Below are 11,252 nucleotides of genomic sequence, written 5' to 3' on the forward strand. Positions count from 1 at the left end.
TTGCAAGCGACCAGGCCTAATAATATTATACTGCTAAATTCAGGATCAATGGGGCCAGTTGTCTGGCCCCATTGATAACTTGATTGATAGCGCACAATGCGCATATCATAGGGTTAAACCAGCCTAACGTCAGTACTCTAGAAGCCATGTCCGAGAAAATTTATTGGGTTTATATTTTACGTTGTGCTAATCAAAGCTATTACACAGGATATACAGATAATCTTGAAAAACGTTTTCAAGAGCATCTTTCAGGAAAAGGCAGTAAATATACGCGCAGCTTTAAACCCACCGCAATTGCTCAAAACTGGATGATTAAAACAGGTAAACCGATAGCGATGCGCATAGAACGCTATATTAAAAAACTATCTAAAGCTCAAAAAGAGCAACTCATAGCCAATCCTTATTCGGATACATTAATCAACATATTATCCAATGAAAAAGACCTACATAAGCCACATAGCTAAAGCCATTCCAATCATCATTAGATTCTCAGTAAGAGAAATAAAACCTAGTGGTACATTGCTGTCAGCCCCAACACAAGCACATTTCAATTCACGTTTATCAATATAAACGGCTTTAAATACCGAAAAGGCTCCTATGCAGCCGATAAACAAGGCGATTGGAATGGAAAGCCAATTCAGCGCATGTGCAATCATCAATACACCCGCTAGCGCTTCTGCAAAAGGATAAATATAGCTATAAGGAACCCAACGTTTGGCTAAAAGGTCGTAATTTAGAAACATGGTTGAAAAGCCTTCGATATTCTGTAACTTCAACAGCGCAAGAACCACCATGCTAAAAGAAATAAACCATCCTAAAGCTCTTGCTGTAAACGGGTTATGGAAAAAAGCATAGCTCGTTGCCAGAGCCATAAGTGCTGTGAGAACAAAAAGTACTATTACTGGACGATAACTCGTTTCTTTAGGGTCACGTACTTTTTTGCCAAAATAACGGCATAAATCATCATAGCCCCCAATCCGATCCCCATTGATAAATGTTTGTGGAGTGGTCTTAACATTATGTTTCTCTTTGAAGAGATCCACCTCTTCGCGACTGGTAAGCCAGTTGTCTTCTACACTATAACCTCGACGTTGCAACAAATCTTTTGCCTTAAGACCATAAGGACAGGTATGTTTTGGCATTACCATACGATATAGAATGGCTTTTCTAGCGACTATACTGTTCATTTTAATTCTCCATTGATACATAATTCAAATATAGAGTATGTACTATGGTACGGAGTCAAGCGATGAATAATAAAACCATTAGCGAATTTGCTAAATCATGTGGGGTTGGGGTCGAAACTATTCGTTATTATCAACGCAAAGAACTCCTTCATGTTCCCTCACTTAGCAACGAATTAAGCGCGGGAAAAATAAGACGTTATGGTGATAAGGATATACATCGTTTGAAGTTTATCCTTTCAGCCAAAAAAGCAGGCTTTACCTTAAACGAGATAAAAGAACTATTAGAATTAGATGCTAAAAATGATCGGGAGCGTGTAAGGGAATTAGCTCAAAAACGGGTTGCGAAACTTAATCTAAAAATTACCGAGTTAACTGAGGCTCGAAACTCCCTCTCACGCTTGGTGGAAGAATGTAGGGACAGTAAATCTGCCCCCTGCCCCATTCTTCTCACCTTTGATAAAGGCAGCTAAGTTCTCTATCTTCATCCAAAGGCAGGAGTGTCAAGGCGAAAGCGAATGATGCCAGTATGGTTTTACTTGAATCAAGCTGTTCGGATGAAGTGGTTTCAAGAGTACCTCGAATCAACACATTAATTCATCAAGGAAATATTGTTTATTAATGATATCATTACGGCCTATCTGAAATTAATCATAGTTAATAATAGAAATGGCCACTCTCGACTCCAACAGTGATAGCAAAGTTAACGAATTTGTTCGCGCAATTCAAAAATATTTAAGCCATTGGAAGTATAAGTCCTTTGAACGACTCGTGTCATTTTTGATTATTTCACTACAAGCCATTACGTTATTTAAGTTAATTTATAGCTATGAGAGTACCTCCTATTTTGGGTTACTCTTGGTTTTGATTATTGCCTATATTGCTACAGATTTTGTCAATGGTTTAGTGCATATGTATATGGATAATAACACTTATTATAAATCGCCGGTTGGGCCTTATATTGCTGCATTTCACTTACATCATGCAAAATATTTTTATACCGTCCGGCATCCGTTAAGAGTCTATTTTGATGAGTCAGGGACTAAATTTTGGCTAGTGGTCTATTTATTTGTTTTAGTGGGAATTCAATTCAATATTCACTTAGGGTTTTCTTTAAATACAGGATTGGTTGCTTTTGGTATTTTTTCATCTGTTGCTGAGCTATCGCATTATTGGTGTCATAATGCCACTGAAAAAAATCGGCTCATTCTATGGCTGCAAAATCATCACATATTACTTTCCAAAAAGCATCATAGAGCACATCATTGTTCAGATAATATTCAGTATGCATTTTTAAACGGGGTAACTGATCCACTGATCAATCTCATTGCTCGTTGCTGTTATAAGGGCTATAAAAATTATGCAGATAAGCATACTCATGCGTACATACAAAAAACTTTGTGCCAAAGCAAGCCTTAGCACAAAGAAGTATCGATTCATTACATGATGTTACAGTTTTCCTCAGAAACATGAACAATTGTTGATGTAGGCGATACAGTGATTCTGCTCGCACGAAACATGGATAACATATGTAGGAGTTGAACCGGATCTGACCTTTTGTGAGAATCTAGGGCGCGGGTATAACTTAATTCTTCCTCCGGAGTAAGTTTTGCCTTCTCTTCAACCATGGCCTCAATCGAACTTCCTTTATACTCGTCATAATATAGGGTAAATGCTTTTAGGATTCGGTCTATCTCTCCGTCCTCAAAGAATTTAAATATATCTTTATCGTGGTGAGGATCATTTTGTTGTTCCCAAAACTTATTAAGATAGAAAGACAACAATTTTGGAGTTATTTCTGTAGAAAATTCGCGATGAAAATGCATTACATCCGTTTCACCACCATAAGTATGATTTCTTTTTATATGAGGCGCATCAGGGCCCCGAAACCAATCAGCATTATATGTTGGTATTTCACTTAAAAAATGGTTATCTAAATGACCCCAAGCATTTAGGGCCAATGTGAGCTTGTTCTAATCGGTACCATAAAAATAGAGCGTAATTGTATTTTTAGTAACTTGTAGCTTAACAAAAGGTTGTGCTTTCATTAATTCTATATTAAATGGCATAATATTCTCACCGTTTATAGTTGAAAAAAAACCAATAATACGGCTAAACATTAAATAAATATTAACAATTAACTCTTTTATTTTACAAATAAACGGACTTCTATACATCAATAAATTATCGTTCTAAAAAGCTCACTTCTTAGAAATAAATCCATCTAGCGAGTAAAACCTGCGAACAGAATGCCAAATTATACGATAACCGCGACGTCTCTAGTTATCCCTTGAGACTACAGCCACTGTAAAGGTAGCGAGTCAATAAATGTTTAAAATGGGAAGCCCCCTCTCTCCCTCATACGATTTTCGTAACTTTTGATATCATTTTTAATATTAATAATTAATTTAGTAAATTGTGCATGATGTAATAACTCATTAGATCATTTTGACATATGAATATCCTTGAAAAAGTTAGCTCTTATATACGTAAGGACTTACTTTGCCATGATGATCTATTTTTAATGTCAATAGAACTTAGTAGAGTCACGAATGTTGGAGCAAAAGAATGCTTAGAGACTATAATTGACCGATGAAATCACTTAAAATGAAACAAAAAAAACATCCATGCGGTTCAAAACGATTTGTCCATTGTAGAACGAACACGAATAATGCCCTTTACTTATAATTATAAACAACCCGACGAATATCATTTTAGCCTTGATTCTATTAGGCTTGCACAATTTGTCGCAACAGAATTACAGTCCTGCTCAGATCTTGGTTCATTACGAGTTTTGGATCTCTGCGCGGGTTGTGGGGTTATTGGGATGGAATTATCCTGGCATCTTAAAGCCATACAGCACATTGATTTTATTGAGGTCCAAGATATTTATACCGACTATTTTCATCAAAACTTGGCCAATATCAATCGCCCCGAATTACAATGTCGCTGGCATCTTTTAAATTATGATGAGTTGCATGAAAAAGAATGGGAAGATAAATATGATTTGATTATCAGCAACCCACCTTATTTCCAACTCGGCCATGGGGTGCTTTCACCTTCAAAATTTAAAAATCGCTGCAGATTTTATTTAGATAGCTCATTTCAGAATTATATTCGCGCGTTGGAAAACTCCCTTGCCCATCAAGGTAAAGCTTATTTTTTATTACGCCCATTAACACATCATGGCTTTGATTTATTTTCCGATATGCAAACACAACTCCAGAAAACTTCAACCACGGTCAAAAAAGTATCGCATATTCGAGGTACCGATATTATTTTATTAGAAAAAACTCGAACAACTGTGCCAGCTGATAAATACCACGCCTACGAACAATCGAGTGAGTAATAGGTTTATAGGCCAACGTCTTCTGAAAAAATTGAGAATCGATGTCCAAGTAATAAAAAACATTTTGTTTTGCAGGAATTCATGTTTATTCACAAACACTCACCTCAGCCACCCACATAAACCACCACGCAATTTATTATCCACCTCTCTGATTTACTGCGACAGGTTTCAGTCACAGCACTATAGAAATTAGTGCAACGGATGAACGTGATATGCATACCTTAATCCAAAACACGTTTAGGTTCCTAGGCATTAACTCAAATCGGATATGGAATGCTACACCGACAAATTATGGTCGCTAATTATTGGGGTTTGTTAACAATTGCTCCCCGCATAACAACATCAATAAATAATAAACACATTATTTGTTCTGTGGTAAGCTCTGTTAATCTAAAAAGAACGAGTTTCATGATGATTAAAGTTGGGCAATTTAATAAATTAAAAATGGTACGCGAGGTTCCTTTTGGCGTGTATTTGCAAGGAGGAGAATTGGGGGAAATTTTATTACCCAATAAATCCGTCCCCAAAGGCGCTTTGGTTGGTGATATGCTGGATGTATTTGTGTATTTTGATTCAGAAGATAAAATTATCGCCACAACCGTACGCCCTCACGCAAAAGTGGGGAACTGTGCATTTTTAAAAGTAGTTGATGTAAATGCCGTGGGGGCTTTTCTGGATTGGGGGTTAGATAAAGATTTATTAGTACCCAAACCAGAACAACATTGCCCTATGGAAAAGGGGAAATCCTATCTTGTCTACTTAAAACAAGATCATCAGGGACGCATTATAGCCAGTTCAAAAATCGATTATTTTTTGGATAAGACAGAGGCTGATTTTAAACCAGGTGAAGAAGTTAATTTGCTTATTGCTGACACAACACCTTTAGGTCGAAAAGTAATTATCAATAACAGTCACTGGGGATTAATCCATGCGGATGATATTTTTCAAACATTAATTTATGGTAAAAAAATAAAGGGATACATTAAAAAAGTACGTGAAGATGGCAAAATTGATGTTGCTTTAAGACAAATAGGACAAAACAGCATTAATGAGTTAGCGCAACGTATTCTAGATAAGCTTGAACTATCGGGCGGCTTTTTAGCCTTGCATGATAAAAGCTCTCCGGCAGAAATTCAGCAAGCATTCGCTGAAAGCAAAAAAAATTTTAAAAGCGCAATTGGACAACTTTATAAACGCGGTTTGATTCATATTGAAGAGAAAGGAATTCGCTTACAGAACGCAAAAATAAAAAGTTAGTTCAGAGTGCGAAGCACACACTAACAACAGCGTTTATTGATAATGTGGAAAGGTTAATCTATATCCCCTCTATCTTATCTAGAGCAAAATGTAAGCTGGGCTGTTAAGCCCAGCCTGCGTGTTATAATGGCATCGTCAAGTTAACTTTTGTTAACGCAAGAAAGAATGCTTGGTAAATTTTAGGCGCAAAGAATCTGGGTGGCTGCGAAGGGATTTCTGGTTTTTCCCATCAAAGCCAGGACGTTCTGAGCGCCGGCTGCTGATTTAAAGCGGATGAGCGATTTTTCTTTTCTGCGTGTGGGCTGATGAGCATTTTTCCACTCGGTTATTTAATCCCTTATTTGACCGATGCTCGGTGCCTTTGCACATCTGGGGAATCGGTTTGGTATAGCTCCTTAGTTTGTCCGTTACGATAACCCGCGGTTTGGCATAGGCGTTCAATAAGCGAGATAGGAGGCGGATGGCTGCCTTTTTGTTGCGGCTTTTTTGCAGAAAAACATCCAACTCATAGCCTTCCTCGTCGACCGCTCGCCATAAGTAATAAGTCTCGCCGTTGATGCGTAGTTGTTGCTCATCTAAATGCCATTATCCGAGGGCTTTGGCTCTCGCTTCTTAACCACATTCTTAAATGAGGGCCAAACTTGATGCACCATTGGCGTATCGTTTTATAGCTCACCTCAATGCCTCAATACAACAAACGCTCCGACACATCTCGGTAACTGTCATTAAAACGATGATAACTCCATACGCAAATACTGATTATCTCTACAGGATATCTATATCTTTTCGGTTTCTTTGTTAGCATCTGCGGCGACTCAATAAATAAACCTCAGTGTAGCTCAAAAGTTAAATTGACGATGCCTTCTTGAGCTTTGCGTGTAAAACACCAATCAGGGAACAACCCGCTCGATTGCATCCTCTGTAAACAGACCATACGATTATCCTTCCTGCTCTCTAAACGCTCATCCAGACAGCTGATGAATTACACCACTCAAATCGCTTTACAAAAAAACATTCGTATCAATTAACGGGATTAGTGGGTCTTTTTTTCAAAAATACGCTAATTTACCATCCTATCTGGAGTAAATTTATTCTTACCTCTATCCCTCTTCCCTGTTTCACAATAAAAGCTGTCATAAACTACGATAACAGTGCTGTACAAAATTCATTCTTTTACTCTTTGAATTTCCTATAACCTCAAAGGGGCAGGACGTCCAGAGTCCTTAGCTTCGCGCGTTGGCGAGTCGATTTCGGGGACTGGGACGCCCCGGAATTTTTCACGAGGTAGCGCGCCCCTTGAGTGAGCATACCTTTCCGCAGCCTCCTAGTTTAAGGCCCGGAAAGGAGGTCGCAACACTCCAAGTTCGAATGCCGGTTTCGACAACGCCCAGTGATTTGAATAATGTATTAGTAGTAGCGCTGGTGCTGTTAAAGGAGCCGGAACCGACATAATCCACCGGTAACGTGCCAGCGGTCTTGTCTAGCTTATAGGTCCAACTCACCCCGTTATCCGTGCTCTGCGCGAGCATAGGGTAATTCGTGCTGCCGTCATAATACCGGCCCGCGGCTGCAACCGTGTAGCGAATACCCGGTGGATTTTTTAACAACTTAATGCGTAGTATGTTAGCCGAGCTTGGCTGATAACATTGATTCGGATTACCCTGGGCGCAAAGGATTGGTCCTCCAAACACATCGCCCTTTAAACCACTACCAGCCCCACTGCCAGGGTTAATGTACACGATTGATGATAACCAAAGGGTGATGTGCATCCTGATGAGGTAATACCCTGAATAGGCCTCATCTTCAGTGTATGGGATTTATGGGATTGATTGGTGACCGTGTATTTAATGGTTGCTGCCCCTGATGGGCTTACCCCCACCGAAGCAGGGTATCCGGATATGGGCGCAAACGTCCATACAGGAGCACCCGCCAAGGCTGCCACTTATCCAAGGAATCAACCAGAAGCCAGCATCTGCCAGCAGCTTTCCTTTCACCGCCACATGGTGTGCTGAATCTTGTGGTTGTAGGTGAAGTTATCAAATAGAGGATCGGCATCATCCAAATCATACCAGATAGATTGGCATTGCTGGTGAAGCCAACCGCAAGACCTAGTTGGCCTTGCAGGGTTTGGGTGAGTGCTTTTTGTGCGCCCAAAACACTTCACCATCAAATAAGGCATTGCTGGATTTATGGGCTACATAAGTCTTTTCAATGTCGGTTGTTAAATAAAACGTTTGGGTGTTGCCTGCTCCTTCCCAAACAGGATCCGCGCTAAAACTACCAACCCAGGTCCATGTACGTTGCGTTGTGATAGGCCTCATAGTTCCAGCTAAAGCACTGGTGGCTAAAAAATAGCGGCCATTATGTTTACAGCAGAATCTTTGTTCATGAATACTCCTATGCATACTTAAAATCATCCATAAAAAACAACAAGTGAGTACAACAAAAAATTTGAACTAATAAATAAAGAAAATGCGTTACAACACGCAATCATACTCAGAAACGGAAAATAAGCAGAAAAGATGCAAATGGTGCGAGCTAGAGATAAAGGGAAAACTAGCACTGATTGCCAAGAACGCTCCAGCCATTGGGACTTGTCAGCAATCCATTTTTTATATCTAATCGATAATTAATCCCTTGCATCAGCAATCCTATCTTTTTACTTAGCGTTAGTGAGTGTCGAATTTTTTTGTAAAGCAATTTGAGTGGTGTAATTCATCAGCTGTCGGGATGAGCGTTTAAAGAGCAGGAAGGATAATCGCATGGTCTGTTTACAGAGGATGCAATCAAGTGGCGGAATCCATTCGCGCCGTAGGAGAAAAAAATTCGAATTACGTTGGGGTTCAGCTTCAGTTTGGCTGGTAATCAGGTGATTAATGAGGGCCCTGGGGCTGTTGCTAATCACCGTGCTGTCATAATGCGCAACGATTGATGCTAAATAGTAAAACCATACTGCATTTCCTCATTGTTTGTCGGTTCTCCAAAAAGAATATTTACGGAGGGGTGTAAATATTTTTTTATCCTTTCTACTTGTTCCTCATCAAAGAAATTATTCTGCAGATCAAGTGTTTTTAAATTCTTATGCCGTGATAGATGAGAGCGAAGTGTCTCTAGCTCGTTAAGGTTTTTTTCACCCAGATAATTTTCTGAGAGCACTAACTTTTCCAGCGACGAAGGAAGTTCATCAATAATTTGACACAATAGGTCTATTGGTTGCTTATTAAAATGATTGGCTCCCAAATTTACGGAAATCAGGTTTTTATTTGTAGACAACGCTTTAAATGCGTGCACAACCTGAGGGTTTTTACTCAGTTCATTACCGTTTAAATTAATCTCAGCAACAGAAAGTAGCGAAAACAGCTGAGATAATTGGCTGGTTTCTACGATACCAAGGCAGTTATTACTCAGATCTAAAGAAGTCACCTCTACCCCACTTAAATGGAAGGCCTTTATTATTTCATCCATCCACATATATAAGTCATTTTCACTTAAATCAAGGCACTCCGTATAAGGGGGGATACTCTGAAAAGCAAACAAAATATCCTCTAAAGTTTTATTACAAAAATCATTGATGAGGTAAGATTTTTCTCGGGTAGCCGAGGGAGTAAATAAAGTAGCGTGATAGCGTGTGTATTCAAACACTGGAAACCTCCTTGATGATAAATAAACATTTTAACTTAGTTTCGCATTATTCTCGGAATGCTCATTGGGTAATACAATGGATTGACGAAGCCCCTGTACTACATCTCGAAAAGTTGTCATTCGTAATTTTTTTAAATCGAACTCAATATTATTCAGGGATTTGATGATTGATGACCCGCCGTTAAATTTATTTCCTGTCAATAACTCAATAAACTCATCTCTTGAATGCTCAACTATCTCAATAGCCTTTTTCACATCATTATTCGTCAAGGCTTCACCAACTTGGTAAAGATCGAGTCCTAATTTTTCTGCGTTTTGTTGTCCCTTGGCCTGCCCAATCAGCTGATGACGCACATCGTTTTTATATCCATCAATATAATTAATTATTTTCTGTGCTATGGCATGTGTAACAGGGATATTTGATAGTTCATTTAAACTTTGTATTTTGCTACGCACCGTAAACTGAAACACACTTCCTTGAAATGCAGGAGCCGATGGATTATCTTTTATCCAACTAAGTTCCGTATCCGCTTTAATTCTCAATGCTTCGAAGCAAGGCAAGCTTTGCACATGGTCTAAAACATCACTTATTGATGCGCCCTCTACGAGTAAAGAACGAATAGTATGTTGAAGGGTTATTAGATTAGCCGTGTATAGAGCATCCTGGCAATTTTTAATTGTAAACAGAGCTAAATTATCAAATACCTGCTCTAATTGTCCTAATAAATCATTAAATTTAAACGTTATTTTTTCGGAAGAAAGATTATTATTGATTTCGATTAACGATTTCTGCAAGTGCTCAATACCTTGAGTATAATGATTCTCTTGCATATCCATGATTAACTTTGAAAATTCAATCTTCGCATGTTGAATTCCCTTTTTGATAACCGCTTCATCCACCCTGCCAATTTTCGCCAAACTCCTAGCCAACTCAGGCATTACATCCAGAGAGCAAACACCAGGATAATCTCGCCATAATTTGGATGGAGCCCCACCGTTAACACCAACTCCGGCAATTTTTTCTCGATTGATGAAATCAAGCACAGGATGTTCCGGATTTAGAACCGAGCCGCCGAAAAGACCAGGAGCATTTAATAAGTCATTAAATGCATGTCCTAAGTCAATTCGGGCAACATGTGGCGTGTGTTGGTGCTCATCAGCTACAACTAGCATATTACCAGGATTAATGTCATGGTCGCCTAAAATCGCGGAAATTGCTATTGCATCCACTAAACTGCTTTTCAATGGTGTCATAAGCTCGCTGCCAAAGCCAATTTTTCCAGCTGTTGAATTCTGACCAGCAATTATACTCGCGTGTGCTTTATCAAAAGGAACCTGCTTTTTGATATAATCGTCTAAATTTAGTGCATTGGTACCAATATACTTGGAGGCAATCAAAACTCTATTTCTTTTTTGATCATACACGAGATTTACTTCTGGGATTTCACTTTGAGTATCGATACTTTTTAATAATTCCTGACCAATACATGCCGCAATAAATTCACCTAAATTTTCTCGATCCGTACTATGAGCTTTAATGCATCTTAAATAACTATTATCAAGAATAGATGGTTTTAATTGATAGTAAGACGAACCCTCTTTAACTCGCCTACTTCCTGTAACACCTCCGGTAGAGGTTGAGGAAGAAAAATCAAAGTTATCTACGGATTTTGTTCTTATTTGCTTGTCTGATATGTGTTGTTGCACGGTATGCGAAACAGATTGTTGATTGCTGTCTTTGTGTCTCCAAAAGTTTAGCTTTGATTTACTATCCTCATGCTCTAATTTAGTTCTCATTTTAAGGACTCCTCTAAATGATT

Annotated in this window: 11 protein-coding genes and 2 pseudogenes; 6 read left to right on the top strand and 7 right to left on the bottom strand. The window is 38.8% G+C overall.

All coding sequences use genetic code 11. From position 1 onward, the window contains the following. Positions 1 to 146 precede the first annotated feature (146 nt). The gene (locus tag E1P08_RS13440; protein ID WP_133137525.1) at positions 147 to 464 is read left to right on the top strand and encodes a GIY-YIG nuclease family protein; all 318 of its coding nucleotides are present in this window, start codon (positions 147 to 149) and stop codon (positions 462 to 464) included. Here E1P08_RS13440 and E1P08_RS13445 read toward each other — a convergent pair. Beyond that, positions 444 to 1,187: a glutaredoxin family protein gene (locus E1P08_RS13445; RefSeq protein WP_133137526.1), complete on the bottom strand. Its 744-nt coding sequence runs from the start codon at positions 1,185 to 1,187 to the stop codon at positions 444 to 446. The genes E1P08_RS13440 and E1P08_RS13445 overlap by 21 nt on opposite strands. A gap of 62 nt (positions 1,188 to 1,249) precedes the next feature. On the opposite strand from E1P08_RS13445, the gene E1P08_RS13450 reads away from it, so the two are divergent. Together E1P08_RS13450 and E1P08_RS13455 are read left to right on the top strand one after the other, a co-directional pair. Further along, positions 1,250 to 1,657 carry a MerR family transcriptional regulator gene (locus E1P08_RS13450; RefSeq protein WP_133137527.1) on the top strand — a complete coding sequence of 136 codons (408 nt, stop codon included), beginning with the start codon at positions 1,250 to 1,252 and terminating at the stop codon, positions 1,655 to 1,657. 196 nt (positions 1,658 to 1,853) lie between these two features. After that, the gene (locus tag E1P08_RS13455; RefSeq protein ID WP_133137528.1) at positions 1,854 to 2,603 is read left to right on the top strand and encodes a fatty acid desaturase CarF family protein; all 750 of its coding nucleotides are present in this window, start codon (positions 1,854 to 1,856) and stop codon (positions 2,601 to 2,603) included. Positions 2,604 to 2,623: 20 nt separating this feature from the next. Here the strand turns inward: E1P08_RS13455 and E1P08_RS13460 are convergent, their stop codons facing one another. Then, complete coding sequence (locus tag E1P08_RS13460) at positions 2,624 to 3,145, bottom strand: hypothetical protein (protein WP_133137529.1); 522 nt, start codon at positions 3,143 to 3,145, stop codon at positions 2,624 to 2,626. A gap of 710 nt (positions 3,146 to 3,855) precedes the next feature. On the opposite strand from E1P08_RS13460, the gene E1P08_RS13465 reads away from it, so the two are divergent. After that, entirely contained in the window at positions 3,856 to 4,533 is a 678-nt protein-coding gene (locus E1P08_RS13465) for a methyltransferase (protein WP_133137530.1), read from the top strand. A 408-nt stretch (positions 4,534 to 4,941) separates the two neighbouring features. Further along, a complete protein-coding gene (locus tag E1P08_RS13470) occupies positions 4,942 to 5,790 on the top strand; it encodes a CvfB family protein (RefSeq protein ID WP_242602468.1) in 849 nt (282 codons plus the stop codon). Positions 5,791 to 6,054: 264 nt separating this feature from the next. Here the strand turns inward: E1P08_RS13470 and E1P08_RS17765 are convergent. Then, positions 6,055 to 6,363: pseudogene (locus tag E1P08_RS17765) on the bottom strand (DDE-type integrase/transposase/recombinase); the annotation flags it as partial. 296 nt (positions 6,364 to 6,659) lie between these two features. Between E1P08_RS17765 and E1P08_RS17770 the strand changes: the two are divergent. After that, positions 6,660 to 6,818, top strand: a pseudogene (locus E1P08_RS17770) (IS91 family transposase); the annotation flags it as partial. Positions 6,819 to 7,489: 671 nt separating this feature from the next. Here E1P08_RS17770 and E1P08_RS13480 read toward each other — a convergent pair. The 4 genes from E1P08_RS13480 to E1P08_RS13495 form a co-directional block, all read right to left on the bottom strand. Beyond that, entirely contained in the window at positions 7,490 to 7,732 is a 243-nt protein-coding gene (locus tag E1P08_RS13480; protein WP_133137531.1) for a hypothetical protein, read from the bottom strand. A 166-nt stretch (positions 7,733 to 7,898) separates the two neighbouring features. Further along, complete coding sequence (locus tag E1P08_RS13485) at positions 7,899 to 8,195, bottom strand: hypothetical protein (protein WP_133137532.1); 297 nt, start codon at positions 8,193 to 8,195, stop codon at positions 7,899 to 7,901. 529 nt (positions 8,196 to 8,724) lie between these two features. Beyond that, positions 8,725 to 9,432, bottom strand: a complete 708-nt coding sequence (locus tag E1P08_RS13490) for a leucine-rich repeat domain-containing protein (RefSeq protein ID WP_133137533.1) — start codon at positions 9,430 to 9,432, stop codon at positions 8,725 to 8,727. Positions 9,433 to 9,462: 30 nt separating this feature from the next. Next, on the bottom strand, positions 9,463 to 11,229 hold the full coding sequence (locus E1P08_RS13495) for a hypothetical protein (RefSeq protein ID WP_133137534.1): 1,767 nt from the start codon (positions 11,227 to 11,229) through the stop codon (positions 9,463 to 9,465). Positions 11,230 to 11,252: the final 23 nt, after the last annotated feature.

It is taken from the genome of Legionella rowbothamii, assembly GCF_900639985.1.
Taxonomy (GTDB): domain Bacteria; phylum Pseudomonadota; class Gammaproteobacteria; order Legionellales; family Legionellaceae; genus Legionella; species Legionella rowbothamii.

Excerpts from the sequence above, each read along its gene's own strand:
- E1P08_RS13440 (WP_133137525.1), top strand. The coding sequence starts at position 147 with ATGTCCGAGAAAATTTATTGGGTTTATATTTTACGTTGTGCTAATCAA.
- E1P08_RS13445 (WP_133137526.1), bottom strand. The coding sequence starts at position 1,187 with ATGAACAGTATAGTCGCTAGAAAAGCCATTCTATATCGTATGGTAATG.
- E1P08_RS13450 (WP_133137527.1), top strand. The coding sequence starts at position 1,250 with ATGAATAATAAAACCATTAGCGAATTTGCTAAATCATGTGGGGTTGGG.
- E1P08_RS13455 (WP_133137528.1), top strand. The coding sequence starts at position 1,854 with ATGGCCACTCTCGACTCCAACAGTGATAGCAAAGTTAACGAATTTGTT.
- E1P08_RS13465 (WP_133137530.1), top strand. The coding sequence starts at position 3,856 with ATGCCCTTTACTTATAATTATAAACAACCCGACGAATATCATTTTAGC.
- E1P08_RS13470 (WP_242602468.1), top strand. The coding sequence starts at position 4,942 with ATGATGATTAAAGTTGGGCAATTTAATAAATTAAAAATGGTACGCGAG.
- E1P08_RS13485 (WP_133137532.1), bottom strand. The coding sequence starts at position 8,195 with ATGCATAGGAGTATTCATGAACAAAGATTCTGCTGTAAACATAATGGC.
- E1P08_RS13495 (WP_133137534.1), bottom strand. The coding sequence starts at position 11,229 with ATGAGAACTAAATTAGAGCATGAGGATAGTAAATCAAAGCTAAACTTT.